The 25548-nt window shown below is 68.5% G+C and carries 22 protein-coding genes; 14 read left to right on the top strand and 8 right to left on the bottom strand.

The annotated features are described in order from the left end of the window. The first annotated feature begins 11 nt into the window (after window positions 1-11). Window positions 12-1415: a type I glutamate--ammonia ligase gene (gene glnA, locus HSX43_RS06975; protein ID WP_208454511.1), complete on the top strand. Its 1404-nt coding sequence runs from the start codon at window positions 12-14 to the stop codon at window positions 1413-1415. Window positions 1416-1492: 77 nt separating this feature from the next. On the opposite strand, the gene HSX43_RS06970 is transcribed toward glnA, so the two are convergent. Together HSX43_RS06970 and HSX43_RS06965 are read right to left on the bottom strand one after the other, a co-directional pair. Continuing rightward, window positions 1493-2233 carry an anti-sigma factor gene (locus HSX43_RS06970; RefSeq protein ID WP_179379396.1) on the bottom strand — a complete coding sequence of 247 codons (741 nt, stop codon included), beginning with the start codon at window positions 2231-2233 and terminating at the stop codon, window positions 1493-1495. Between the two features lie 3 nt (window positions 2234-2236). Beyond that, on the bottom strand, window positions 2237-2758 hold the full coding sequence (locus tag HSX43_RS06965) for an RNA polymerase sigma factor (protein WP_328795152.1): 522 nt from the start codon (window positions 2756-2758) through the stop codon (window positions 2237-2239). Window positions 2759-2903: 145 nt separating this feature from the next. On the opposite strand from HSX43_RS06965, the gene pcaC reads away from it, so the two are divergent. The 3 genes from pcaC to pcaG are packed head-to-tail and all read left to right on the top strand — an operon-like array spanning window position 2904 to window position 4542. Continuing rightward, window positions 2904-3281 carry a 4-carboxymuconolactone decarboxylase gene (gene pcaC, locus HSX43_RS06960; RefSeq protein WP_179379395.1) on the top strand — a complete coding sequence of 126 codons (378 nt, stop codon included), beginning with the start codon at window positions 2904-2906 and terminating at the stop codon, window positions 3279-3281. Next, window positions 3278-3997, top strand: a complete 720-nt coding sequence (pcaH, locus tag HSX43_RS06955; protein WP_179379394.1) for a protocatechuate 3,4-dioxygenase subunit beta — start codon at window positions 3278-3280, stop codon at window positions 3995-3997. Before pcaC ends, pcaH begins: the two co-directional genes overlap by 4 nt. Then, a complete protein-coding gene (pcaG, locus tag HSX43_RS06950; RefSeq protein WP_179379393.1) occupies window positions 3994-4542 on the top strand; it encodes a protocatechuate 3,4-dioxygenase subunit alpha in 549 nt (182 codons plus the stop codon). Before pcaH ends, pcaG begins: the two co-directional genes overlap by 4 nt. A 91-nt stretch (window positions 4543-4633) precedes the next feature. Here the strand turns inward: pcaG and HSX43_RS06945 are convergent, their stop codons facing one another. Together HSX43_RS06945 and HSX43_RS06940 are read right to left on the bottom strand one after the other, a co-directional pair. After that, entirely contained in the window at window positions 4634-7081 is a 2448-nt protein-coding gene (locus tag HSX43_RS06945) for a GcvT family protein (RefSeq protein ID WP_179379392.1), read from the bottom strand. Continuing rightward, entirely contained in the window at window positions 7078-9501 is a 2424-nt protein-coding gene (locus HSX43_RS06940; RefSeq protein ID WP_179379391.1) for a GcvT family protein, read from the bottom strand. Before HSX43_RS06940 ends, HSX43_RS06945 begins: the two co-directional genes overlap by 4 nt. Window positions 9502-9857: 356 nt before the next feature. Between HSX43_RS06940 and aroQ the strand changes: the two genes are divergently transcribed. From aroQ to mnmH, 3 genes are read left to right on the top strand one after another with little or no spacing between them, the layout of a single operon-like run. Next, on the top strand, window positions 9858-10292 hold the full coding sequence (aroQ, locus tag HSX43_RS06935; protein WP_179379390.1) for a type II 3-dehydroquinate dehydratase: 435 nt from the start codon (window positions 9858-9860) through the stop codon (window positions 10290-10292). Next, a complete protein-coding gene (locus HSX43_RS06930; RefSeq protein ID WP_179379389.1) occupies window positions 10285-10893 on the top strand; it encodes a nucleoside/nucleotide kinase family protein in 609 nt (202 codons plus the stop codon). The genes aroQ and HSX43_RS06930 overlap by 8 nt, the downstream gene beginning before the upstream one ends. Before the next feature lie 42 nt (window positions 10894-10935). Then, the gene (gene mnmH / locus HSX43_RS06925; RefSeq protein ID WP_179379388.1) at window positions 10936-11988 is read left to right on the top strand and encodes a tRNA 2-selenouridine(34) synthase MnmH; all 1053 of its coding nucleotides are present in this window, start codon (window positions 10936-10938) and stop codon (window positions 11986-11988) included. An 88-nt stretch (window positions 11989-12076) separates the two neighbouring features. Here mnmH and selD read toward each other — a convergent pair whose 3' ends face one another. Continuing rightward, on the bottom strand, window positions 12077-14239 hold the full coding sequence (gene selD, locus HSX43_RS06920) for a selenide, water dikinase SelD (protein WP_179379387.1): 2163 nt from the start codon (window positions 14237-14239) through the stop codon (window positions 12077-12079). Between the two features lie 147 nt (window positions 14240-14386). Between selD and HSX43_RS06915 the strand changes: the two genes are divergently transcribed. Further along, entirely contained in the window at window positions 14387-15433 is a 1047-nt protein-coding gene (locus tag HSX43_RS06915; protein WP_179379386.1) for an ester cyclase, read from the top strand. A 15-nt stretch (window positions 15434-15448) separates the two neighbouring features. Here the strand turns inward: HSX43_RS06915 and HSX43_RS06910 are convergent, their stop codons facing one another. After that, window positions 15449-16456, bottom strand: coding sequence for a LacI family DNA-binding transcriptional regulator (locus HSX43_RS06910; protein WP_179379385.1), 1008 nt, complete (start codon window positions 16454-16456; stop codon window positions 15449-15451). A 161-nt stretch (window positions 16457-16617) separates the two neighbouring features. Between HSX43_RS06910 and HSX43_RS06905 the strand changes: the two genes are divergently transcribed. The 6 genes from HSX43_RS06905 to HSX43_RS06880 all read left to right on the top strand — a co-directional run bounded on the left by HSX43_RS06905 (window position 16618) and on the right by HSX43_RS06880 (window position 23397). Further along, window positions 16618-18111, top strand: a complete 1494-nt coding sequence (locus HSX43_RS06905) for a sugar ABC transporter ATP-binding protein (RefSeq protein WP_179379384.1) — start codon at window positions 16618-16620, stop codon at window positions 18109-18111. Between the two features lie 16 nt (window positions 18112-18127). Beyond that, on the top strand, window positions 18128-19150 hold the full coding sequence (locus HSX43_RS06900; protein ID WP_179379383.1) for an ABC transporter permease: 1023 nt from the start codon (window positions 18128-18130) through the stop codon (window positions 19148-19150). Window positions 19151-19179: 29 nt separating this feature from the next. Further along, on the top strand, window positions 19180-20229 hold the full coding sequence (locus tag HSX43_RS06895; protein ID WP_179379382.1) for a substrate-binding domain-containing protein: 1050 nt from the start codon (window positions 19180-19182) through the stop codon (window positions 20227-20229). Between the two features lie 83 nt (window positions 20230-20312). Further along, the gene (locus HSX43_RS06890; RefSeq protein ID WP_179379381.1) at window positions 20313-21089 is read left to right on the top strand and encodes an ATP-binding cassette domain-containing protein; all 777 of its coding nucleotides are present in this window, start codon (window positions 20313-20315) and stop codon (window positions 21087-21089) included. Next, complete coding sequence (locus HSX43_RS06885) at window positions 21086-22207, top strand: ABC transporter permease (RefSeq protein WP_328795147.1); 1122 nt, start codon at window positions 21086-21088, stop codon at window positions 22205-22207. Before HSX43_RS06890 ends, HSX43_RS06885 begins: the two co-directional genes overlap by 4 nt. A 53-nt stretch (window positions 22208-22260) precedes the next feature. Continuing rightward, window positions 22261-23397 (top strand): substrate-binding domain-containing protein, encoded by a 1137-nt coding sequence (locus tag HSX43_RS06880; RefSeq protein ID WP_179379380.1) that lies wholly within the window; start codon window positions 22261-22263, stop codon window positions 23395-23397. 60 nt (window positions 23398-23457) lie between these two features. Here the strand turns inward: HSX43_RS06880 and HSX43_RS06875 are convergent, their stop codons facing one another. Continuing rightward, window positions 23458-24468 carry a LacI family DNA-binding transcriptional regulator gene (locus HSX43_RS06875; RefSeq protein ID WP_235962547.1) on the bottom strand — a complete coding sequence of 337 codons (1011 nt, stop codon included), beginning with the start codon at window positions 24466-24468 and terminating at the stop codon, window positions 23458-23460. A 35-nt stretch (window positions 24469-24503) separates the two neighbouring features. Beyond that, the gene (locus tag HSX43_RS06870) at window positions 24504-25520 is read right to left on the bottom strand and encodes a LacI family DNA-binding transcriptional regulator (RefSeq protein ID WP_179379379.1); all 1017 of its coding nucleotides are present in this window, start codon (window positions 25518-25520) and stop codon (window positions 24504-24506) included. Window positions 25521-25548 lie beyond the last annotated feature (28 nt).

Here is a 25548-nt window from a genome sequence, read left to right as displayed (position 1 = left end):
AAAGGGAAATCATGGCAAACGCCCTGACGAAACTCATCAAGGACGAAGACGTCGAATACGTCGACATCCGCTTTACCGATCCGCGCGGCAAACTTCAGCACGTCACCGTGATGGCCGACCTCGTGGACGAGGACTTCATCGAGGAAGGCTTCATGTTCGACGGTTCGTCGATCGCCGGCTGGAAGTCGATCGAAGCCTCGGACATGAAGCTGATGCTCGACATCGACAGCGCCTACGTCGACCCCTTCTACGCCGAGAAGACCGTCTGCGTGCATTGCTCGGTCGTGGAACCCGACACCGGCGAAGCCTATGAGCGCGACCCGCGCGGTACCGCAGAGAAGGCCGAGGCCTATCTCGTCTCCTCGGGCATCGGCGACAAGTTCTTCTGCGGTCCCGAGGCCGAGTTCTTCCTGTTCGACGACGTGCGTTTCTCGAACTCGATGAACAAGGTCGGCTTCGAGGTCGACGCGGCCGACGCCGCCTGGAACACCGGCACCGAATACGAGATGGGCAACATGGGTCACCGCCCGGGCGTCAAGGGCGGCTACTTCCCCGTCAACCCGACCGACGGTGCCATGGACCTGCGCTCCGAGATGCTCTCCACGATGAAGCGCATCGGCATGAAGGTCGACAAGCACCACCACGAGGTCGCGTCCTGCCAGCACGAGCTGGGCCTCATCTTCGACAGCCTGACGAAGCAGGCCGACGAGCTGCAGAAGTACAAGTACGTCATCCACAACGTCGCCCACGCCTACGGCAAGTCGGCGACCTTCATGCCGAAGCCCATCGCGGGCGACAACGGCACGGGAATGCACGTCAACATGTCGATCTGGAAGGACGGCAAGCCGCTCTTCGCCGGCGACCAATACGCCGACCTGTCGGAAGAGGCGCTCTTCTTCATCGGCGGCATCCTGAAGCACGCGAAGGCCCTCAACGCCTTCACGAACCCCTCGACCAACTCCTACAAGCGCCTGATACCGGGCTTCGAGGCCCCCGTGCTGCGCGCCTATTCTGCCCGCAACCGCTCGGGCTGCGTCCGAATCCCGTGGACGGAGAGCCCGAAGGCCAAGCGCGTCGAGGCCCGCTTCCCCGACCCGTCGGCGAACCCCTACCTCTGCTTCGCGGCCCTGCTGATGGCCGGCCTCGACGGGATCAAGAACAAGATCCACCCGGGCGACCCGTCGGACAAGGATCTCTACGACCTGCCCGCCGAGGAACTGGCCGCGATTCCGACCGTCTGCGCGTCGCTCCGCGAGGCGCTGGAGGAGCTCGAGAAGGATCACGACTTCCTGATCGCCGGCGACGTGTTCACCAAGGACCAGATCGAGGGCTACATGGCGCTCAAGTGGGACGAGGTCTACGCCTACGAGCACACGCCCCACCCGGTCGAGTACCAGCTCTACTACTCCTGCTGAGAGCGGCGGGCGCGACCCGCGAGTATCGAACGGAAAAGGCGGCCTCCGGGGCCGCCTTTTTCATGTCCGTGGCCCCGTCAGAGCGCGGCGCGAAAGCGCTCGGCCGCGGCGGCGATCAGATCCCGGTCCTCCCCGCCGATCAGCAGGAAGCCATAGCCGCCGTCGACCCAATGCGCGGCGGCCATCCCTTCGAGGACCGTCGCCGTCGTGGGGCGATCTTCGGCGTCGGGCTGGGCGACGATACAGAGCGCGACGGGAGTACCGGCCGGGCCGACGTAGGCCAGCTGGATCAGGGGCCGCCCCTCGTAGCCCAGCATCTGCCCGCGCCGGAACGCGAGATCCGTCTCGGCGAGCGCACCCGACAGGTCGCGCCCGAGGCGCGTGCCGAGACCGGCCAGCTGCGCCTCCGCGACATCGGGTGCCGGAGCCGCCATGGCCAGCGTCTCGGGCACGTAGAGGGCCTGATAGGACGCTACGTCGTCCATCCAGCCCGGCTCGGCGGCGTCGCGGGCGATCGTCGCCGGCAGAAGGCTTCCAAGGCCGATCCCGATGACCGCCGCCACCGCGACGGCAGCGCCCTGCGCCCGGCCGATGACGGGCCGCATCGCCTGCTCGGGCGGCAGGTCCGGCATCGCCGGGGCCGCCGACAGAAGATGGTCCATCGCCCCCGGCAGGCCCTCGGTCAGCCCGGCGAGCCGCTCCATCCGCGCCGCAAGCATGGGGTCGGACGCCACGGCCGCCTCGACGTCCCGCGCCAGTGCGGCCCCGGCCTCGCCGTCCAGAACGGCGGTCAACTCCTCGTCGGTGAAGTCGCGCATGGTCTAGCTCGTCCCCGTCTTCGCATCTTCCATCGCCTCGGATACCTTGCGGCGGGCCGTCGACAGCCGACTCATGATCGTCCCGATCGGAACCTCCAGGATCTCCGCCGCTTCGGCATAGCTGAAGCCCTCCACGTAGACGAGTGTGACACTTGCCCGCTGCGCCTCGGGCAGGGCCGATATGCGGGACAACACCTGGCCCACGAGAATATTCGTCTCCGCGCCCGGCCCGGGATCCGGCAGGGCGATGTCCTCCACCGGTTGCAGGCCCCCGCCCCGACGCACGGCCTGCGACCTCAACTCGTTGAGCCAGATCCGCTGCGCCATCTTGAAGAGCCAGCTGTCGAGCCGCGTGCCCGGCGTGTAGCCCGCGGCCTTGTCGAGCGCGCGAAGGCAGGTCGCCTGCGCGAGGTCGTCGGCCGCATCCCGGCTCGACGACAGGATCAGCGCGAACCTCCACAGCCGCGGATAGAGCACCGGCAGACCCGCGCGGATCTCGCGTTCAGAAGACCTTTTGCCGAACACCCGTCGTTCTCCGATCCCGTCCCTGCATGACAGCATGGTCACGGGAAGGGCACAGTCAACCGCACGTCCGCGTGACCGCCGCGCACGGGCGCACGAACTCGCGATTTCCCTTGCCTTGCCGCCAAGGCGCGGGATCAATGCCGCCATGACCGATCGACGACAGACGGGCGAGGCCACGCGCCGCGCCGTGCTGGGCGACGCCCATGTGGACCGGACGGAGGCTGCGGCCAGTGCGCTCGACGCGCCGTTTCGCGATCTCATCACCGAGGGGGCCTGGGGCACCGTCTGGGCGTCGGACGCCATCAGCCTGCGGGAGCGGTCGATGCTCACGCTCGCCCTTCTCGCCGCGCTCGGCAATTTCGACGAGATCCCGATGCACGTCCGCGCCACCGTCCGGACAGGCGCGAGCGCCAGCGATCTGGCCGAGGCGATGCAGCATGTCGCCATCTACGCCGGCGTTCCGCGCGCCAACCATGCGCTGAAGCTCATCCGTAAAACCCTTGCCGAAATGGAGGCCGAGTGAGCGGCGTCTTCACCGGCCGCCTGCGCACGCGCGCCACCGGCCTGCACCCGCCGGCCGACGCATCCGCCTATCGCAGCACCGCGTTGCGCAGCCCGCGGCACGCGCCGATCCAACTTCCTTCGACCGCGTCGGAGGAGACGGGGCCCGTCTTCGGCCATGACCTGATCGGACCGACCGACGCCGACCTGACGCGCAACTTCGGCCCAGGCGGCGCGATCGGCGAGCAGATCATCGTCACCGGGCACCTGCGGGACGAGGGCGGCCGGCCCGTGCCGCAAGCCCTTATCGAGATCTGGCAGGCCAACGCGGGCGGGCGCTACAGGCACCGAAACGACGGCTACACCGCACCGCTCGACCCCGGCTTCGGCGGCTGCGGGCGCTGCCTGACCGACGCGCAGGGGGCCTATGCGTTCCGCACGATCCGGCCCGGGGCCTACCCCTGGCCCAACGGCGGGAACGACTGGCGACCCGCGCATATCCACTTCTCCGTCTTCGGGGCCGCGTTCGGGCAGCGCCTCGTCACGCAGATGTACTTCGAGGGCGACCCCCATATCGCGCTCTGCCCGATCGTGCAGTCCGTGCCCGACGCGCGCGCCATCGACCGGCTGACCGCGCGCCTCGACATGGACGCGACGATCCCCTTCGACGCCCGCGCCTGGCGTTTCGACATCACCTTGCGGGGCCTCGACGCCACGCCCTTCGAGGGCCGCCCATGACCCGCGAAAGCGCCAGCCAGACCGCGGGCCCCTACCTCCACATCGGGCTTGCGCCGAATGCGGCCGGGCTGCCGATGTTCGGCGGCGACCTCGGCGCACGCATGGTCGGCGACGGTGCCGAAGGGACGAGGATGGTTCTGACGGGTGAGATCCGCGACGGGTCCGGTGCCGCGGTCACGGATGCGCTCGTCGAGATGTGGCAGGCGGATGCGGCCGGTCACTGCCCCGCGCGGGATCCGGCCTTCACCGGTTGGGGGCGGACGACCTGCGACACTGCGGGCCGCTTCCGTTTCGAGACGCTGCGCCCCGGAGCCCTCGACGGTCAGGCCCCGCATGTCACGCTCTGGATCGCGGCGCGCGGCATCGGCCTCGCCCTGCAGACCCGTGTCTACTTTCCGGATGCCCCGGAGAACGCGACCGACCCCGTGCTCTCGCGCGTCCCCGAAAGCCGCCGTGACACGCTGATCGCCGCCGCGACCCCCGAGGGCTACAACATTAAGATCACCCTTCAGGGCGCTGACGAGACAGTCTTTTTCGATATATAGAAAAGGCGGCCGCACGAACGGCACCGCCTCTCCGTCTTCCTGCCGGACATACTCCGGGGAGCGCGAGGGGCTGGCCCCTCGCACCGCCATCTTACATCTTCAGCCGCTCGCCCTTCGGGTCATACATCGGCCTGAACGACGCCTCCGCCGCGACGCGCCGCCCTGCAACCTCGATCTCGTAGGTGGACGACAGGCTGTCGTCGATGCTCTCGCCCTCGCAGGGCACGTAGCCGAGCCCCATGGCCCCGCCGAGCGTATGGCCATAGGCCCCCGAGGCGATATGACCGACGATCTTGCCGTCGCGCACGATCGGCTCGTTGTGGTAGAGCATCACCTCCGGGTCGGTCACCCGAAACTGCAGCATCCGGCGCTTCAGCCCTTCCTCGCGCTTCTTAAGAACGGCGTCCTTCCCGATGAAATCGCAGGATTTCTTGGTCTTCACCGCGAAGCCCAGCCCGGCCTCAACCACGTGATCTTCGGGCGTGATGTCGTGGCCCATGTGCCGGAACGCGCGCTCGATGCGGCAGTTGTCCATCGTATGCAGGCCCACCGGGCGCGCACCGGTCTCCGCCTGGATCAGCGTCTCCATGACGTGGGCGGCCATGTCGGAGGGGATGTAGACCTCCCACCCGAGTTCACCCACATAGGAGACGCGATGGGCGCGGGCGAGGCCCAGGCCGATGTCGATGTCCTGCGCGGTGCCAAAGGGGAAGGCCTCGTTCGAGAAGTCCGCCGGGCTGATCGCCTGCAACACCTCGCGCGAGCCGGGTCCCATCACGGCAAGCACAGCCTCTCCGGCGGTGATGTCGGTGATGAAGACGGCATCCTCCGGGTCCTCGTGGCGGCGCAGCCAGGCCATGTCCTTCACCAGAGTCGCCGCCGGCGTGACCATGAGATAGCTGAATTCGCTCAGGCGCGTCACGGTAACGTCGGCCTCGACGCCACCGCGGGAGTTGAGCATCTGCGTATAGACGATCTTGCCGGGCTCGACCGACATGTCCCCCCCGCAGACGCGGTTGAGGAACGCCTCGGCGTGCAGCCCGTCGATCTTGATCTTGCCGAAGGACGACATGTCGTAGAAGCCGCATTTCTCGCGGATGAGGGCGTGTTCGTGGGCCGCGTTCGCGAACCAGTTCTGCTTGCCCCAGGCGTAGCGGTATTCCCGCGGCTCGCCCGGCCAGGCGAACCAGTTGGCCCGCTCCCAGCCCGCGAATTCTCCGAAGACCGCGCCCAGCTCTTCAAGCTGCGCGTGGAAAGGCGAGCGGCGGATGCCGCGCGCGGTCTCCTTCTGGCGGAAGGGCCAATGGTCGGCGAAGAGGAGACCCAGGCTCTCGGTCGCGCGCTCCTTCAGGTAGCGGCGGTTGCGCTGGAAGGTCTGGTTGCGGGCGACGTCGACCTCGACAAGGTCGAAGGGCATTTCGCCGCCATCCATCCACTGCGCGAGCGCCATGCCGGCTCCGCCGGCCGACTGGATGCCGATGGAGTTGAAACCTGCGGCGACCCACATGTTCGGCACCTCGGGCGACGGCCCGAGGTGGTAGGCGTCATCCGGCGTGAAGCTCTCGGGACCGTTGAAGAACGTGTGGATCCCCGCCTCGGCCAGCATGGGCACGCGCTCGACCGCCTTCTCGAGGATCGGCTCGAAATGGTCGAAATCGGGCGGCAGCTCGTCGAACTCGAAGCTCTCGGGGATGCCGTCCATGCCCCAGGGCTTGGCCTTGGGCTCGAAGGCCCCGAGCAGGATCTTGCCCGCGTCCTCCTTGTAGTAGGCACATTCTTCGGGCACCCGCAGCACCGGCAGGCGGGCGAGCTCGGGGATGTTCTCCGTCACGATGTAGAAGTGCTCGCACGCATGGAGCGGCACGTTGACGCCGGCCATCCTGCCGACCTCGTGGGCCCACATGCCGCCGCAGTTGACGACGTGCTCGCAGGTGATCGAGCCCTGCGCGCCATCGGCCTCCCACTCCACGGAACGGACGGTGCGGTGATCGGACGTCATGCCGGTGACGCGCGCGCCCTCCACGATCTGCACACCGTTCTGCCGCGCGCCCTTGGCAAGCGCGAGCGCGATGTTGGCCGGGTCGCCCTGACCGTCGCCCGGCAGCCAGACGCCACCGTGCACCCCGTCGAGGTTGATGTGCGGATACTTCTCCAGCACGCCATCGGGCGTCAGTTCCTCGACCTCCACGCCGAAGGCGCGCGCCATGGACGCGGTCCGCAGAAGCTCCTCCTTGCGCGCCTCCGAAAGTGCGACGGAAACGGAGCCGTGGTGGCGCAGGCCGGTGGCGACGCCGGTTTCCGCTTCAAGTTTGGCATACAAGTCATTGGAATATTTCGCGAGACGCGTCGCCGGCTGCGACGAGCGCAGCTGCGCGATCAGGCCCGCGGCATGCCAGGTGGTGCCGGAGGTGAGCTTCTTGCGCTCGAGGAGGACGATGTCCTTCCAGCCCTGCTTCGCCAGATGATAGGCCACGGAACAGCCGATGACCCCGCCGCCGACAATGACGACGCGGGCATGGTTCGGGATGTGCTTGGTCATGCGCGGATCCGATCGTTCTCAGCGTCCCACATCGCGCCATCGGCGTGCACGGTCGCGTTCACCTTGTGGCCGAAGACCTCGACCTCGACGGTCTGGCCCTCCGAGCCGCGGGGCAGCATCGCCATGGCAAGCGGCTTGCCGACGCGATGGCCGAAGTTGGCCGAGGTAACCTCGCCCACGATCTCGCCCCCCGCCCGGATGGGCGACATGGGCAACGGGTCGTAACCGATGTCTTCGAGCACCAGCACATGCAGGCAGCGCGCCGGATCCTCCCCGCGGTCCTCCTTGCGGATGAAGCGGTCGGCCCCGACCTCGCGCAGCGTATAGCCGGGCGACAGGTCCGTGCCCCAGGCGCGGTAGCCTTTCTCGATGCGCATGGAGTCGAGGGCGAACATGCCGAAGGGCTTGGCCTCGGTCTCCATCAGGGTGGCGTAGATCGTCGGCATGTCGTCGCGCGCGCCATGGATTTCCCAGCCGAGTTCCCCGGCAAAGCTGACCCGCTGCAGGCGGACCGGCTTGCCGCAGACCGTGGTTTCCTGAACCGACAGCCAGGAGGCCGAGAGATCCCCCTCGGTCATCGGCGCGAGGATGTCGCGCGACGTCGGGCCGGTGACGAGCAGGCAGGACATGTCCTCCGACCGGTCGGTCAGCGTCAGCCCCTCGGGCATCGCGTGGGTGAGGAGGTCGCGGTCATGATCGCGCGCGACGGCGGCGGTGATCAGCGTGAAGCGATCCTCACCCCAGCGGCTCACCGACATCTCGGTGGCGAACTTGCCGGTCGGTCCGTTGAAGTAGCAGAGCGTCATGCGACCGACCTTCGGCAGACGGCCGGCAATCATACCGGCAAGCCAGTCGGCGGCCCCCTCGCCCTCGAGGTCGAAGCGGGAGAAGCCCGACAGGTCGAGGACGCCGGTGCCCGTCTTCACGTTCTCGACCTCCTCGGCGACGCGCTTCAGCCACGGCCCCTCGCGCTTCCAGGTCTGGGTCGATTCCCAGCTGGTGTCGTCCCCCTCCTGCGCGAACCAGGTCGCCCGCTCCCAGCCGCCGAAGGGCGCGAACTGCGCGCCCTGCGCCGCGAGCGTCTCGTGGTTGGGCGAGGTCAGCATGTTCGCGCCGGCGGGCCAGCGCATGTGCTGGAAGTGCATCCCGTACTCGTGGCCATAGACCTCTTCGGCCTTGGCCTTGCAGTAGGCGGGATCGGAGGCATAGGCCCCGAAACGGCGCGGATCGACATCGAAGCAGTCCCAGTCGGGCGCGCCCTTGACGATCCAGTCGGCCAGCACCTTGCCCGCGCCGCCGCCCTGGGCGATGCCGAAGGTGAAGACGTTGGCGTCGTAGGCGTTCTTGACGCCCGGCATCGGCCCGATCAGCGGCAGACCGTCAGGGCTATAGGGGATCGGTCCGTTGATGACCGAGCTCACACCCGCGGTGGCCAGCGGCGGCACGCGCTCCATCGCATCCGCGATGTAGTCCTCGATCCGATCGAGGTCTTCCTGCCAGAGCTGGAAGGAGAAATCCTCGGGCATCTCGCCGCCGTTCTCGGGGCCCGTCCAGACCGACACGCAGTTGCGCTCGTAGGGCCCGAGGTTCAGGCCCGTCTTCTCCTGCCGCAGGTAGTAGGAGATGTCCGGGTCGCGCACCATCGGCAGCTTGCCGCCGTGTTCCTTGGTCCATTCCTCGATCTCGGGAATCGGCTCGGTCAGCAGGTACTGGTGGGACATGACGACCATCGGCAGCGGCGGGCGGCCGTATTCCTCGAACCACTTGCCCACGCGGGCGGCGTAGTAGCCGGCGGCGTTGACCACGTAGTCGCAGGCGACATCGCCCTGCTCGGTATGGACGATCCAGCCTTCGCCGGCCTGCGTGACGCCGGTGACGGGGCAGTTGCGGACGATCTTCGCGCCGAGGTCCCGCGCGCCCTTCGCCAGCGCCTGCGTCAGCTGCGCGGGGTCGATGTCGCCGTCTTCCGGATCCCAGAGACCGCCGACGAGGTCGTGCGTCTCGCCGATCGGGTACTTCTCCTTCATCTCCTCGATCGTCATCCGGGTCATCTTCAGACCCTGGAGGTCGCCCATGGCGCGGACGTGCTCGAACTCCTCCATCCGCTCCTGGCTGTGCGCGTAGCGGATCGTCCCCGAGACGTGGTAGTTCATCGGGTAGTCGACCTCTTCGGCCAGACCGCGATAAAGCGCCATAGAGTAGCGCTGGATGTTCATGATCGCCCAGGAGCCGGCGAAGTTCGGACAATTGCCCGCCGCGTGCCAGGTCGAACCGGCGGTCAACTCGTTGCGCTCGAGGAGGAGGCAATCCGTCCAGCCGAGCTTGGCAAGATGGTAGAGCGACGACACGCCGACCGCGCCCCCGCCGATGATGATGACTTTGGCCTTTTCGGGCAGGCGGCCCTTCTCGGTGGTATTCATGTGATGCTCGCTTGGGTGGCCGGGGCCGATGCGGGAAAGCGGACTGCGGGCGTCTGGTCGCAGCCGGTCGTCTCAGACGGCGGCGCGATCCGGCGGAGCGTCCATCGCGTGCATCAACTCGACGGCGACGGAGATCCGCGTCCGATCCCCAAGGATCGGGCCAAGACGAGCAGAAAGACTGATACGAGTCGGATAGGTCAAACGATACCTCCGGTCTCAAAATCCACGATCGGTCCAAATCCCGCAAGCGGTCGCATCAATCTGGACCTAAGAAAATCCCGCGCCCTAAGTCCACACGTTTCGGCGTTGGAATGATCCGGCCCTTCGGCTACGACGGGTCAACGAAAGGCGGGACGATGACCAAGACGCTGATCCTGAACGGTCCGAACCTCAATCTGCTCGGGCAGCGACAGCCGGAGATCTACGGTGCCGAGACGCTCGCCGATGTGGAGGCGGCCTGCACCGACCTCGCGCAATCGCTGGGCCTCGGGCCCGTCACCTGCCGGCAGTCGAACCACGAGGGCGAACTCGTCGACTGGATCCAGGAGGCGCGGGGCACGCAGGATGCCATCGTCATCAACCCCGGAGCCTATTCGCACACGTCCATCGCGATCCTCGATGCGCTCAACGCCTTCGAGGGCCGCGTCGTCGAGGTGCATATCTCCAACATCCACGCGCGCGAGGCCTTCCGGCATCACTCCCACGTCTCGGCCCGCGCGGATGCGGTGATCGCGGGCCTCGGGACCGAGGGGTATCTGGCGGCGTTGCGCTATCTCGCGCGCCTTGGCTGAGATCGCCGCACTGGCGCAGCGCCTCGCCGCGCTCCCGCCGGGCCGCCGCCTGATCGCGGTCGCAGGGCCGCCCGCCGCCGGCAAGTCCACGGTGACCGCGCCGCTCGCCGCGGCTCTGACGCGAGCGGGACGTGCCGCGCAGGTCGTGCCCATGGACGGCTTCCACCTCGACAACGCGACACTGGATGCCCGCGGACTCCGCGCGCGCAAGGGCGCGCCCGAAACATTCGACGTCGCCGGTCTCCTCGCCCTCGTCCGCGCGATCCGGGCCGGGGGCGACGTGCCCTTTCCCACCTTCGACCGCGCCGCCGACGCCACGGTGCCGAACGGCGGCCTCTTCACCGCCGAGATCGCCCTCGTCGAAGGCAACTACCTGCTGCTCGACGAAGCGCCCTGGCGTGCGCTGCATCCGCTCTGGGACGCGACGGTGATGCTCGACGTGCCCGAGGGCGTCTTGCGAGACCGGCTCCTACGCCGCTGGACGGACCTCGGTTTCGACGTCGACACCGCCCGCGCCCGGGCCGGGGCCAACGACCTGCCGAACGCGCGGCGCGTCCGCGACGGCTCGATCGCCGCCGATCACGTGGTCGCGAACGTCTGACGGGACATTGACCTTTCGCGCACCGCGCCGCACCTCACCCCCATGGATTTCACGCTGACCGCCCTGCCCGCCGCCGCGCCGCCCGATTTCGACGACGTCATCGACGTCCGCTCGCCCGCCGAGTTCGCGGAGGACCATATCCCCGGCGCGATCAACCTGCCCGCGCTGTCGGATGCGGAGCGGGCCGAGGTCGGCACGATCTACGTCCGGCAGGACCGGTTCCTCGCCCGCAAGATCGGCGCGGCCCTCGTCTCGCGCAACGTGGCCGCGCAACTCGAAGGGCCGCTCGCCGACCGCGATGGAGGCTGGCGGCCGCTCGTCTACTGCTGGCGCGGGGGGCAGCGGTCGGGCTCGGTCGCGACCATCTTCGAGCAGATCGGCTGGCGCGTGGCCCGCCTCGAGGGCGGCTACAAAGCCTATCGCCGCAAGGTGTCGGAACGGCTCTACGAGATGCCGCTAGGCCTGCGCCTCGTCCTGATCGAGGGGGGAACCGGCACCGGCAAGACGCAACTGCTGGAGCATCTCGCACGTCTCGGCACGCAGGTGATCGACCTCGAAGGCCTCGCGAACCACCGGGGCTCGAACTTCGGCGGCTGGCCCGGTGGACAGCCTGCGCAGAAGATGTTCGAAAGCCGCCTCGCCGCGGAAATCGCGGCGCTCGACCCGGCGCGTCCCGTCTTCGTCGAGGCGGAGAGCAACGCGATCGGTCGCCTGTTGCTGCCGCCCACCCTCTGGACGGCGATGAACGCGGCCGAGGTCGTCACGCTCCGCGCACCGCTCGCCGGACGCGCGCGGTTTCTGACGACGACCTATCCGGACCTGACCGCGGATGCGGAGCTGCTCCGCAAACGGATCGAGACGATGCGCCCCTATCAGCCTGCGGACCGCATCGCCGCTTGGCATGCGCTGGCCGCCGAAGGGGCTTATGCGTCCCTCGCCGAAGGGCTGATCGCGCACCACTACGACCCGCGCTATCGCCGCCCGACCGGAGCCACCCGCCACGAGATCGGCAGTGTCGAGATGACGGATGTGAGCGACGCGGAGCTGGCGCGGGCGGCGGAAGAGATCGTGAAGCTGGCCGGGCCGTCAGACTAGGCGACGTCCGGCTCCGCGTCATACTCGGGCTCGACCCGAGGATCTCCCGATATCCGGTTCCATCCGACGTGCCGCGCCGCCAGAGCCCTCACCGACAGGTGACGCCCGGCATCCCCTCGACGAACTTCCCGATCCGGGCAGCCCCGTGCCCCGCCTCGCGCAAGGCCGCGACCAGACCTTCCGCCTCCGCCGACGGGACTGCCGCGAGCAGGCCCCCGGCCGTCTGCGGGTCGTGCAGGAGCTCCAGGCGCGCGCCCTGCCCACCCGTGACCGGAGCCGCCGCCCGGTTCGCGGCATGGAGCGAGGAGACGTGGCCTGCCGCCGAAAGATCGAGCGCACCGCCGTAGACCGGCACCGCCGCCAGATCGAGCTCGGCAGCGACCCCGCTTGCCCGGCAGATCGCCATCAGATGGCCGGCAAGGCCGAAGCCGGTCACGTCGGTCATCGCCCGCGCGCCCGAAAGCAGGCGTGCCGCATCGCCCTGTGGCCGCGTCATCGTCGCGAAGAGATCGAGCACGTCGCGCCCCCGCGCCGCGCCGGCCATCTCGGCGGCGAGGATCACGCCGCTGCCGATGGGCCGGGTCAGCACGATCGCGTCGTCCGCGCGCGCGCCGTCCTGCCCGATGGGGGCGCTGGCGAGGCCCGTGACGCTGAACCCGATGGTCATTTCGGCTCCCATCGTCGAATGGCCGCCCACGAGGTCCGCCCCGGCGGCCGCGAAGACCTCCGACGCGGCCCCGAGCACCTCGCGCAGGCTGCGGGCCTGCAACGTCTCCGAGAGGCGCGGCAGGGTCACCTGCGCCACGGCTGCCTGCGGCTCGGCCCCCATGGCCCAGATGTCGCCGAGTGCGTGGACGGCGGCGATGCGCGCCATCAGCGCCGGATCGTGGGTGAAGGCGCGCAGGTGATCAGTCGTCATCACCTGCCGCCCCGCCCCGTGGCGCAACACCGCCGCATCGTCGCCGGGGCGCGAGAGCACGTCGTCCCGCGCCACCGCGGGGATCGCGGCGAGCGCAGAGGCCAGTGCCCCGCCCGCCACCTTGGAACCGCAGCCGGCGCAGAGCATCTTCGGGCCCTCGGCCCCCGCGGCGCGTTCCTTTGGCGGCGCGGGCGGCCCCATCGCCGGCAGCCTGGTCAGCCGGTCCATGAAACTGCGGTCGATGTGGTCCTTCCGGCGCCAGAGCGCCGGCCCCGAGAACGTGAGCCCCGCCTTCTCGGCCAGCGCGGACTTTCCGCCGAGCGAGATGAGCTTCAGGTAGGTCGATTGCGGCCGGAAGATCCGCCCCGGCCGCCCCTGCAGGGCCGCGCGCAGGTTCGCGTGCAGAACGGGGGCCGCGCGCACGGCGAAGACCCCCGCCTTGGGACGCGGTGCATGGACAATATGCGCGCAATCGCCGGCGGCGAAGAGGTCGGCGTGGCCCTCGACGGCGAGGGTTCGCCCGACGCGGATGAACCCGTTTTCGAGCGGCAGGCCGGTGTTCGCGATCCAGCCGTGCGGCCGCGCGCCCGCGCAGCCGACGGTGAAGACCGAGGGCACGGTGCCGCCTCCCTCGAGAACGACGGCATCGGCCTCGATCCGCGCGACCGTCGCGCCGGGCCGCAGGATGACTCCGAGGTCGGCCATCGCCTCTCCCAGCACCCGCCGCGCCCTTGGCCCCGTGCCTGTGATGTCCGACGCGGCTTCGATCACCGAGACCTCGGGCGTCCGCCCCGCCGCGCGCATCGCGTGCGCCATGGCGAGCGCCAGCTCCACGCCCGCGACGCCGCCGCCGATGACGGCCACCTGCGGCGGGCGGCTTTCGTCCGTCACCTCGGCCAGAAAGGCCCGCCAGCGGGCCGCGAAGGGGCCGAGCGGTTTCGCGCCCAGCCCATGCTCCGCGAAGCCCTCGATCTCGGGCATCTCGGCGGTGATGCCCACGTCGATCGAGGCCACGTCGTAGTCGAGCCAGCCCCAGTCGCGGATGTGGACGCGCTGCGCCCCGGCCTCGATCCGGTCGACGGCTCCGTCGATCATCCGCGCGCCGGCGAACCGGGAGAGGCGCACCAGGTCGATGTCGAGGTCGTCGCGTCCGTAGTGCCCCGCAACATGGCCCGGCAGCATCCCCGTGTAAGGCGCGGTCGGGCCGGGATTGATGACCGTGAGCCGCGCGCCCGGCAGCGGATCCATCCCCCAGGCCCGCATCACGAGCGCATGGGCATGACCGCCACCGATCAGAAGCAGGTCGCGCGTCAGGGGAAGGTCGGTCTGCATCTGCGGCTCCGGCGTTGATGACGGGCAGTTGCCCGCAATCCGACGCGGAGGTCAAACCCGCGGCCATCGCAATCGCGTGTGCGCGCGGTTGCGCCGCAGCGTGGGGCGCGGCAAGGCTGTGCCGAACGCCAGCCGCCCGGAGCCCCGATGACACCCGACGACCTCAAGGCCCGCCTTCACGCCTATCGGACCGCGATGGAAACCGCGCAACCGGAGACGCTGCAGGCCGCACTCGACGCGACCTTCGCGCCCGACGCCACGTTCCGCATGTGCCATCCCTTCGGCACGCTCGAAGGCCCGGCCGCCTTCCGGGAGGCATGCCTCGACCCGCTTCTGGCCGCCCTGCCCGACCTCGAGCGGCGCGACATGATCCTGATGGCCGGCACCACCGAGCAAGGCGACGATTGGGTCGGCTGCATGGGCAGCTACATGGGCAGCTTCCTCGCCCCCTTCCTCGACATCCCGCCGACGGGCCACCTCGCCCACATGCGTTACCACGAGTTCTTCCGCATCGAGGCGGGGCACGTGACGGAGGTTCAGGCGATCTGGGACATTCCGGAGTTGATGATGCAGGCCGGGGCCTGGCCGATGGCACCGCAGCTCGGGGCTTATCTGAACACGCCGGCACCCATGTCGGGCGACGGGCTTGCCGTTGCGGGCGACGGTCGCGCGGCGCTCAAGCGCGTGGTCGACATGCTGACCGACCTCTGCAAGCACCCCGCCGACCCGGACCCCGCGGTGATGAACCTCGACGCGCATTGGCACCCGCGCGTCAACTGGTACGGACCGGCGGGTATCGGCACGGCACGCGGCACGGCGGGCTTCCGGCACTGGCACCAGATCCCGTTCCTCAACGCCATGCCAGACCGCAAGCTCGATTCGATGGGCGACCTGATGTCCCACTGGATCGGCGAGGGCGACTACGTTTGCGAGACAGGCTGGCCCAACATGCGGCTGACGCTCTCGGAGGGGGGCTGGATGGGGATCGCACCGCCGGGCAAGGAGGTGCTGCTGCGGTCGCTCGACTTCTGGCGCGTCGAGGGCGACCTGATCCGCGAGAACTGGGTGCTCGTCGACCTGCTGGACCTCTACCGCCAGATCGGCGTCGACGTGCTGGGCCGGATGCGGGAGTTCAACAAGGCGCGGCCCGGTGGAGTGATTGCCTACCCGGATGCGATGGGCGTGCGGCGCTAGGGACGCACCACCCCTTCACACCGTCGCCCCGGGAACGAGCGGCGTCGGCAGGACCTGCACGTCCCGCACCGCGTCTCCACGAAGGCGCATCACCATCGCTTCCGCGGCCAGCTTGCCGAGGCGCGCGGCCGGAATCTCCGTCGTCGTCAACCGATGCGGCAGGATCGCCGCCGCCTCCATCGCGCCCCAGCCGGCGACGCCGATATCACCGGGCACCGAAATGCCCTTGGCGCGCAGATAGGCCATACCGCCGATCGCCATCTCGTCGTCGTGGAAGTAGAGCGCGTCTAGATCGCGCCGCCGCGACAGGATCGTCTCCGTCCCGATGTAGCCCGCGTAGAAGCCGGGCCGGTCGTGCATCACTTCCGACGCGACGAGCGCCGCCCCCGCGTCCTGCAGGGCCGCCTCGAAGCCCGCCTGCCGAGCGCGGGCCATCGTGTCGACGCCGGCGAGCGCGCCGACGTAGCCGACCCGTCGCCGGCCCCGCGACGCGACGAAGCGGCCCATGTCGTAGCCGCTGTCGTGGTGGGAGAAGCCGATGGACATATCGAGGGGCGCGGTCGTGAGATCCCAGATCTCGGTCACCGGCACGGCGAGGTCGCGCAGGAGCGCCTGCGTCTCCGCCGTGTGCCGGGTGCCCGCCAGAAGGACACCCGCCGGTTGCCATGACGCGAGCGAGCGGATCCAGAGTTCCTCGTCGGCGGGCACCTGATCGTGGCTCCCGATCATGGTCTGATAGCCGAGCCGCGTGAAGTTCGCGTTGAGCGCCTCCAGAACCTGCCCGAAGAGCGACGAGGTGAAGCGCGGCACGCAGACGCCAACGAGCGTGCTGGCCCCCGCCGACCCGAAGGCCGCGGCAAGCCGATTCGGGAGGTAGTTGAGCCGCGCGGCCTCGGCCATGACCTTGTCGCGCGTCTCCTCGGAGAAGCCCGTGCCCCCGCGCAACACGCGGCTGACGGTCATCTTCGAGACGCCCGCACCGCGGGCGATGTCTTCAAGGTTTGCCTTTGTTCTACGGGCCATCGGCCGGCGTATGCTCCCTTTCGGATCTTGTATCAGGTGATGCGATAGTTATCGATAACAAAATATCTTGACAGCTTGCGTCTTCCTCCGAATGCTATGTCAACGTTACCGGTAAACCAAGGGCGGGAGGGCCAGTGGAGCCGCGTAGCCGGGAGAATGACATGCAGCCCAGCGATGGCCTTTTCTTCGACAGCATCGTCAAGACCTTCGGCGGCACCCATGCGCTTTCGGGCGTGTCGCTCAAGGTCGAGCGCGGCGAGATCGTCGCCCTCCTGGGCGAGAACGGGGCCGGCAAGTCGACCCTCATCAAGACGCTCGGCGGCATCCACGCGCCCGACAGCGGCGACGTCCTCGTCGACGGCACGCCCTATCGGCACGTCGCCGGCAAGGTCAGCCAGAAACAGGCCGTCGCCTTCATCCACCAAGATCTCGGGCTGATCGAATGGATGTCGGTCGCCGAGAACATCGCGCTCGCCATCGGCTACGAGCGCCGCGCCGGCCGCATCGACTGGCCCGCGACCGAGGCCCGCGCCCGCGCCGCCCTCGCCCATGTCGAGGCCGATTTCGAGCCGACGACGCGGGTGGCCAACCTGAGCCGGACCGAGAAATCGCTCGTCGCCATCGCCCGTGCGCTGGCCGTCGAATGCGACTTCCTCGTCCTCGACGAGCCCACGGCCTCCCTGCCCGCCGACGAGGTGGAGCGCCTGTTTCGCGCATTGCGACCCTTGCGTGACAAGGGTGTCGGTATGATCTACGTCTCCCACCGCCTCGACGAAATCTTCCAGATCGCGGATCGCGTCGCCGTTCTGCGCGACGGCAAGATGGTCGGGATGCGCGACATCGCCCATACGAATGCAGAGGACCTCGTCAGCCTGATCGTCGGGCGCAAGGCCCGCGAAATTGCCCGCCCGGACGCGCAGGAGGGGGCGGAAGTTCTCTCCGTCGCCAACCTCTCGACCCGCAACGTCGAGGACGTGTCGTTCAAGGTGCAGCGCGGGGAACTCGTGGGGCTCGTCGGCCTGCGCGGCGCGGGGCACGAGGACGTGGGCCGCGCGCTCTTCGGGCTGGTCGACCACGCGGGCGAGGTGCGCCTCGACGGGACTACGCCCGACCTGACGAACGCGCGCACGGCCATGAAGTCGGGCATCGGCTTCGTCGCGCGCGACCGCGTCGTCGAGAGCATCGCCCCTGCCCTCACGATCCGCGAGAATGCCTTCCTCAACCCCGAGGCCACGGGCCGGAGCCTCTTGAGCTTCCTGCGCCCCGCTGCCGAGGATGAGATGACCTCCAAGCTGGGCAAGCGCGTCGGCCTGTCGCCCAACGACCCGACGCTGGCCATCGAGGCGCTGTCGGGTGGCAACCAGCAAAAGGTCGTCGTCGGCCGCTGGCTCGATACCGGGCGCCGCTTCCTGATCGCCGAAGACCCGACCGCCGGTGTCGACGTGGGCGCGAAGGCCGAGATCTATCATCTGCTCTACGAGGCGCTCGCCTCGGGCATGGGCGTCCTCGTCGTCTCCACCGACTTCGAGGAAATCGCCAACATCTGCCATCGCGCCATCGTCTTCAGCCGGGGTCGCATCGTCGACGAGCTGAAGGGCGTGAGCCTGTCCACCCAATCCCTGATCCAGGCCGCCTCGGCCTCTGACGCCGCCTGACCCCCGGAGACCGACCATGAATTCCGTTGAATCCGACGCCCTGGAGCCCACCCGTGACGAATTGGTCGGCCTGTCGCTCGGCGCGAAGTTGATCCGGCTGATCCCCGTCTATGGCCTTCTGATCCTGATGGTCGGGCTGATCCTCTTGTTCTCGATCCTGCTGCCGAACACCTTTCCCACCGTCCTGAACCTGCGGGCGATCATTTCGGACAAGGCGATCATCGCGATCCTTTCGCTCGCCGCGATGATCCCGATGGTCGCGGGGCGCATCGACCTGACGGTGGGCTACGGCATCGTGCTCTGGCACATCCTCGCGATCTCGCTGCAGACGCTCTACGGCATCCCCTGGCCCATCGCCTGCGTGATCGTCCTCGCCCTCGGGGCCTTCACCGGCCTTCTGAACGGGTTCCTGGTCGAGATCGCCAAGATCGACGCCTTCATCGCCACGCTGGGCACGGGCACCGTCCTCTACGCGCTGGCGCTCTGGCACACCGGCGGGCGGCAGGTGGTGGGCGTGCTGCCGCAGGGGTTCTACGACCTCAACGGCACCTTCGTCTTCGGCCTGCCGATCACCGGCTTCTACGTGCTCGCCATCACCGTCGCGCTCTGGCTGGTGCTCGAGTACACGCCGATCGGCCGCTACCTCTATGCCATCGGCGCGAACCCGAAGGCGGCGGAGCTGAACGGCATCCCCACGCGCAAGTTCGTCGTCGGGGCCTTCATCACCAGCGGGACGATGACTGCGCTCGCCGGCGTCCTGCTCGCATCGAAGCTGCGCATCGGGCAGGCGAGCGTGGGCCTGGAATTCCTGCTGCCGGCGCTCGTCGGGGCCTTCCTCGGCTCGACCACGATCAAGCCCGGGCGCGTGAACGTCTGGGGCACCATCGTCGGCGTGGTGATCCTGGCGGTCGGCATCTCGGGCATCCAGCAGTTCGGCGGCTCCTTCTGGGTCGAGCCGATGTTCAACGGCCTCACCCTTCTCATCGCCATCGGCATCGCCGGCTACGCGCAGCGCAAGAAGGGTGCCGCGCACAAATAGGGTTCAACGTTTCCAAGGGAGGAAGAACGATGAAGAGAAGAACGATCCTGAGCACGATGCTCGCCACGACCGTGGTTGCCGGCCTCACACTGCCCGCAACCGCGCAGGAAGCCTTCGACGGCCCGACCGAAGGACCGGCGGGCGCGGACGGCAAGACCATCGTGGTGCTGGCCGGCGACCTGAAGAACGGCGGCATCCTCGGCGTGACCGAGGGCGTGGAAGAGGCCGCCGGCACCATCGGCTGGGAGGTCCGCGTGCTCGACGGGGCCGGCTCCGTCCAGGGGCGCACGGCGGCCATCGGACAGGCGGTCGCGCTGCAACCCGACGGCATCGTCATCAACGGCTTCGACGCGGTCGAGCAGCAGGCCGCGCTCGAAGCGGTCGTGGCCGCCGAGATCCCGATGGTCGCCTGGCACTCAGGGCCCGTGATCGGCTGCGACGCGCCGGGCGGCATCTTTGCCAATGTCTCGACCGACGCGATGCGCGTCTCGGAAGTGGCCGCGGAATGGGCCATCGACGAGGGCGGAGAGGACATCGGCGTGGTGATCTTCACCGACAGCACCTACCAGATCGCCATCGACAAGGCCGACCGCATCAAGGAGACGATCGAGGCCGCCGGCGGCACCGTGCTCGAATATGTCGACACGCCCATCGCCGACACCTCGAGCCGGATGGGACCGCTGACCACCTCGCTTCTGCAGAAGTACGGCGACCAGTGGACCCACGCGCTCGCCATCAACGATCTCTACTTCGACTTCATGGGCCCGGCGCTCGCCGCCGCGGGCTTCTCCCCCGAGGACGGCCCGCAGGCCGGATCGGCGGGCGACGGCTCGGAAGCCGCGTTCCAGCGTATCCGCGCCGAGCAGTATCAGGCGATCACCGTGGCCGAGCCGCTCAACCTGCAGGGCTGGCAGCTCGTCGATGAGTTGAACCGCGCGATCCAGGGCGAAGCCTGCTCGGGCTACGTTACCTCGCCCGCGCTGGTCACGACCGAAGGGCTCGCCAAGCTCGGCGAAAGCAACGCCTTCGATCCCGATGTGCCCTACCGCGAGGCCTACACGGCCATCTGGCAGCAGTAGAGCGACCCGACCGGGGCGGCACGGCCGCGTGTCGCCCCTCTCTTTCGATCCGAAGTGTTAACGATACCAAGCGGAGGACGCCCATGACGACCACCGACCCGATCATCGAGATGCGCGGGATCACCAAGCGGTTCGGGGGCGTGACGGCCCTGAACGACGTGGACCTGCGCGCCTACCCCGGCGAAGTGCTCGCCATCGTCGGCGACAATGGGGCCGGCAAGTCGACCCTCATCAAGGTGCTGACCGGGGTGTATCAACCCACCTCCGGGACGATCCACTACGAGGGCAAGCCCCTCGCCATGGCGAGCCACGCCGATGCCATCGAGAACGGCATCGACGCGGTCTATCAGAACCTCGCCATCGCCGATCACCTGACCCCGGCCGAGAACCTCTTCCTCGGCTCCGAACTGACGCGCAGGATCGCCGGGATCACCTTCCTCGACAACCGCGCCATGAAGGAACAGGCCACCGCCGTTCTGAAGGACCGGCTGGGCGTGCAGCTGAAGTCCATGGACGTCGCCACCGAGAGCCTCTCGGGCGGGCAGCGGCAGGCCGTCGCCATCGCCCGCGCCGTCCGGCACGAAGATCTGAAGGTCCTCGTCATGGACGAACCCACCGCCGCCCTCGGCCCGCAGGAGACGGCGCGTACGCTCAAGCTCATCCAGACGCTGAAGGCGCAGGGGCTGGCCGTGATCCTGATTTCCCACGCCCTCGACGACGTCTTCGACGTCTCGGACCGCATCCACGTGATGCGCCGCGGCGAATGCGCGGGCGTCGTGCGCACCGCCGAGACGACCAGTGAGGAAGTCCTCGGCCTGCTGACCGGAGCGACCAAGATGGCGAAGGAGGCCATGCTGTGACCGACGCGACCGCCCCCACCCCACGCCCGGGTCTCGCCGCCCGGATCGAACCCTATATCGGCATCCTGGGTCCCATGGTGATGATCGCGCTCATCGCGCTCTTCATGGGTGTCGTGGAGCCCGCACGGTATTTCCGCGTCTCCAACATCAACCAGATCCTGCTCGACGCGGCGCTCTACATGCCGATGGCCATGGCGATGACCTTCGTCATCACGCAGCGCGGCATCGACCTGTCGATCGGCTCGGTCGCCGCGCTCTCGGCGATCATCATGGCCTTCCTCATCAAGCAGTACGACTTCAGCGCGCCCGTCGCCTTCGTCATCTGCCTGGTCCTCGGGGCCGGCATGGGGCTCATCAACGGGCTCGTCATCACCCGCTTTCGCGTGCCCGACCTGATCGGGACGCTGGCGATGGACCTCGTCTACCGCGGCTTCGCCCTGGTGTTGGCCAAGGGTCTCGTCCTCGCGCGCTTCCCCGACCTCATCACCGAGATCGGGCGCGGACAGTCGCTGATCTTCCTGCCGACGCCGGTGGTCATCGGCCTCCTGACGCTGGTGGCGGGCTACGTCGCCCTGCGCGCCACGCATTTCGGCCGCTACACCATCGCCATCGGTTCGAACCCCGAGGCGACCGAGATGACCGGGATCAGCGTCGACCGCCACCGCGTCTATGCCTATGTCCTGATGGGCACGATGGCGGCGCTGGCGGGCGTGATGCTGACGGGCAAGCTGAACGCGGTGCAGGCCACCTCGGCTCCCTACTTCAACCTGCACGTCATCGCGGCCGTGGTCGTAGGCGGGACGTCGCTCTTCGGTGGCCGCGCCTCGATGATCGGATCGCTGGCGGGGGTTCTGCTCCTGTCGATGATGATCAACGCGCTCGTCACCCTGCGCATCGAGTTCTTCTGGCAGTCCGTCGCCTCGGGCGTGGTCATCATCACCTCGGTCGCGATCTACACCTGGCTGCAGAAGAAGGACCGCGACGGCTCGGGCGGGATCCGGGCGATCTTCGACAACCCCGACAACCGGAAGCTCACGATGCTCGCGGGGCTCATCATCGCCGCGCTCATCCTGCTTCTCGGCCTCGGGGCCGCCACCGCAACCGCCCCCGCGGCGTGACCAACCACCCGGGGGGCAATCCCGCCCCCTTCATCTTTCTGGGAGGAAACAAGATGAAAACGATCACCACACTTCTGATGACCAGCATCCTGGCCGCCGGCATGGCACAGGCCGACGGGCATCTGCCGCTCAAGACGCTGCCCGACGACGGGGACCGCGATTACTGGCTGCCCGAGCAGGTGAACGCCGAGGGGACGCTCGACGCGCTGCAGGCCGTCGTCGGCGCCGAGGCCGAGCCCTTCAAGGGCACGCTCGAGAACCCGCTCCAGATCGCGCTGATCTATCCGTCGGCCGACACGTCGGACTTCTGGGCGCGCAACTACCTGGCGCTGACCAAGCGGCTCGACGAGCTCGGCATCGCCTACGAGACGACCGAATTCGCCAGCCGCCAGATCGAGCATTCGCTGCAGGCCACCTACGCCAGCCAGGTGGATCAGGACGCGGATCTCTACGACTTCGTCATCTTCGGCCCCTCGGAACTCGCCACGCAGGCCGACAACATCGACAAGCTCGCCGCGAACCCAGACATCACCACCTTCGTCTGGGCTTTCCACACGCCGCTGCAGTACCTCGAAAACCAGCCGGCCAACTGGTTCGACTTCTCCTCGGCCGCCGGCGCGCTGATCATCTGCGACTACATGGTCGAGCGTCTGGGCAACGACGTGACCTATGCCATGAACCGCGGCATCCCGGGCATCACCGACAATCAGCGTTCGGGCGACTGGGCCGCCTGCGTCGAGGAGAAGGGCAACTGGGAGCTCGCCTATGAACACTACGGCGAATACACCCGCGAGGGCGGCTTCGAGGGCACCTCGCTCATCCTGCAGGCCTACCCCGAGGCGACCGTCATCCATAACGCGAACACGGCCATGTCCATGGGCTCTGTCGAAGCGCAGCTGGCCGTCGACAAGGCGGGCGACGTCTTCTCGACCGGTTGGGGCGGCACCGGGCTCGAACTCGACGCGATCCGCCGGGGCGAACTGGATGCCACGCCGATGCGCATGGGGGACGACGTGGGGGCCGCGACGGCCGAGGCGATCAAGTACCACCTGGAGGAGCGGGCGGAAGAGCTGCCCTTCGTCTTCCTGGGCCGGATCCAGATCGCCCACGACCAGATGTCGGCCGAAGAGCTCGACGCGCTCCAGACCGAAGCCTTCCGTTTCTCGGGCGTCGGCGCGCTCGAACGCTAAGGCCGCGCAGCCTCTCCCCCTGAGCGGCCGGGCCATCCCTTCGGGGGTGGCCCTTTTGCGTCAGCTTCGGACGGTCGACTGTCCGACCTTCAGGACGGGCGTGATCCGCGTCAGCGCCGGGCCAGCCGGCGCGCCGATCAGGTCGAGGACGAGGCTCGCGGCCTCCTCCCCGATGCGGGCCGGCATCGGATCGACGGTGGTGAGCGTCGGCACGCAGATGCCCGCGATGTCGTAGGCCCCGAAGCCCGCGACCGCGATGTCGCCCGGGACGTCCACACCACGGCGCTGGCATTCGGTGAGCGCCCCAAAGGCAGAGAGATCGGAGACACAGATCACCGCGTCCGTGTCCGACTGGCTGTCGAGGAGATGGGCCATCGCCACGGCCCCCTCGTGCATGGAAATCGGCGGCTGCCCCGCCCGGATCAGGCGGCCCGCGTCGAGGCCTCGCGCCTCCATCGCCGCGACGAAGCCGCGCCGACGGTCGGAACCGCGGGTGTCGCCATCGACGTCGCCGCCGATGAAGGCGATCCGGCTCAACCCCTGCTCCACCAGATGCGCAACGAGTAGGTCCATGCAGGCCGCGTTGGAGAAGCCGACGACATGGCCGATCGGGTCGGGCGGCAGATCCCACGTCTCGATCACCGGGACGCCCGACTGCGCCAGGAGCCTGCGGGCGCGGTCGGTGTGGCGGCCGCCGGTGACGACGACGGCCTCGGGGCGGCGGCTCAGGAACTCCTCGATGAGCTGCTCTTCGCGCAGGATGTCGTAGTTCGTATGGCCGAGCAGAACCTGATAGCCCGATTGCGACAGCCGGGTCGTCATCGCCTCGACGGTGCCGGCAAAATTGCCGTTGTTGATCGAGGGGATGGTGACGGCGACGAAATGGCTGCGCTGGCTACGCAGGTTGGCGGCGGTGCTGTCGAAGACGTAGCCCAGGTCGTCCGCCGCAGCCCGGATCCGCTTGCGCGTCTCGTCGCCCACCGAAGCGTCGCTCTTGAAGGCGCGGCTCACGGTCATCACCGAGACGCCGGCCGCCTTCGCCACGTCTTTCATCGTCGGGGTGCGCGCCATGTCCTGCCTCATGTTAACGATACCATAAGACCGGATCAGGCCCCGGCTTGCAACCGCGTCGTCCCGCCCGGCTGCACCTCGACGGCGAGGGGCGTGGCCCGCGCGCCGCGCACGCCGTTGAGCCGCGCAAGCAGACTGCGCGCCCCCATGACACCCATCTGCCGGCGCGGGGTGGAAACGGTCGTCAGCCGCACGGGCAGCACCGTGTTGAGACCGAGCGCGTTGAACCCGACGATCCCGAGATCGCCGGGAACGCCGCGCCCCGCCGCCTCGGCCGCCGTCAGGCCACCGAAGGCCATCAGATCGTTGAGAAAGAAGATGACGTCGGGCTCCCCTTCCGTGAGGGCGGCCCGCAGTCCGGCCGCCCCGACCCGGAACGGATTGTCATGGGTCAGAACCGGCCGCAGAAGCGGCGTGTCGAAGACCGAACCGACCCCAACCGCCCGCGCATCCGCCCGCGGATCCGTTCCCGGGCTCGCCCCCACGAAAGCGGGTCGCCGGTATCCGAGGCCCTTCACGTAGGCGGCCACCTCGGCCCCCGCCGCGCGATGGTCGACACCGACGCAGATGTCGATCGGGTCGGGCGCGAAATCCCAGGTTTCGAGCGTGGGTATACCGGCGTCACGCAGCATAGGTTTCAGATCGGGGTGGTGATGCACCCCCGTCAGCACGAGCGCGGCGGGCCGCCACGACAGAAGGCGCGACACCCACCGCAATTCCCGCGCCTCGTCGTATTCGGTCGTGTCGATGACGGTGGAGTAGCCGGCCCGCTCGAAGGTGCCTCGCATCCCGTCGAGAATATCGGCGAAGACGTCGTTCACGAGCGTCGGCAGGGAAATCCCGATCAGGTCGGCATTGGTCTGCGAAAGAGCCCGCGCGTTCGAGTTGGGCACATAGTTGAGACGTCGCGCGATCTGCAGAATCGCCTCGCGCTTCTTGGCCGAAACGCCCTCCACCCCGCGCATGGCCCGGCTCACCGTCATCACGCTCACGCCCGCCTCTGCGGCGACCGTGTAGATGCCGGAGGTCGATGTCCGCGGACGGCGCGTCATGCAACTCGTTCTCACCGAAAAGTTTTAA

It is taken from the genome of Jannaschia marina (genome assembly GCF_013404595.1).
Lineage (GTDB): Bacteria > Pseudomonadota > Alphaproteobacteria > Rhodobacterales > Rhodobacteraceae > Jannaschia > Jannaschia marina.
The sequence above is the reverse complement of the archived record's forward strand: the minus strand, read 5'-3'. Positions and strand labels throughout refer to the sequence as shown.

Coding starts and splice junctions, on each gene's coding strand:
- glnA (WP_208454511.1), top strand. CDS start 12: ATGGCAAACGCCCTGACGAAACTCATCAAGGACGAAGACGTCGAATAC.
- HSX43_RS06970 (WP_179379396.1), bottom strand. CDS start 2,233: ATGCGCGACTTCACCGACGAGGAGTTGACCGCCGTTCTGGACGGCGAG.
- pcaC (WP_179379395.1), top strand. CDS start 2,904: ATGACCGATCGACGACAGACGGGCGAGGCCACGCGCCGCGCCGTGCTG.
- pcaG (WP_179379393.1), top strand. CDS start 3,994: ATGACCCGCGAAAGCGCCAGCCAGACCGCGGGCCCCTACCTCCACATC.
- HSX43_RS06945 (WP_179379392.1), bottom strand. CDS start 7,081: ATGACCAAGCACATCCCGAACCATGCCCGCGTCGTCATTGTCGGCGGC.
- HSX43_RS06940 (WP_179379391.1), bottom strand. CDS start 9,501: ATGAATACCACCGAGAAGGGCCGCCTGCCCGAAAAGGCCAAAGTCATC.
- aroQ (WP_179379390.1), top strand. CDS start 9,858: ATGACCAAGACGCTGATCCTGAACGGTCCGAACCTCAATCTGCTCGGG.
- mnmH (WP_179379388.1), top strand. CDS start 10,936: ATGGATTTCACGCTGACCGCCCTGCCCGCCGCCGCGCCGCCCGATTTC.
- selD (WP_179379387.1), bottom strand. CDS start 14,239: ATGCAGACCGACCTTCCCCTGACGCGCGACCTGCTTCTGATCGGTGGC.
- HSX43_RS06915 (WP_179379386.1), top strand. CDS start 14,387: ATGACACCCGACGACCTCAAGGCCCGCCTTCACGCCTATCGGACCGCG.
- HSX43_RS06910 (WP_179379385.1), bottom strand. CDS start 16,456: ATGGCCCGTAGAACAAAGGCAAACCTTGAAGACATCGCCCGCGGTGCG.
- HSX43_RS06905 (WP_179379384.1), top strand. CDS start 16,618: ATGCAGCCCAGCGATGGCCTTTTCTTCGACAGCATCGTCAAGACCTTC.
- HSX43_RS06900 (WP_179379383.1), top strand. CDS start 18,128: ATGAATTCCGTTGAATCCGACGCCCTGGAGCCCACCCGTGACGAATTG.
- HSX43_RS06895 (WP_179379382.1), top strand. CDS start 19,180: ATGAAGAGAAGAACGATCCTGAGCACGATGCTCGCCACGACCGTGGTT.
- HSX43_RS06890 (WP_179379381.1), top strand. CDS start 20,313: ATGACGACCACCGACCCGATCATCGAGATGCGCGGGATCACCAAGCGG.
- HSX43_RS06880 (WP_179379380.1), top strand. CDS start 22,261: ATGAAAACGATCACCACACTTCTGATGACCAGCATCCTGGCCGCCGGC.
- HSX43_RS06875 (WP_235962547.1), bottom strand. CDS start 24,468: ATGGCGCGCACCCCGACGATGAAAGACGTGGCGAAGGCGGCCGGCGTC.
- HSX43_RS06870 (WP_179379379.1), bottom strand. CDS start 25,520: ATGACGCGCCGTCCGCGGACATCGACCTCCGGCATCTACACGGTCGCC.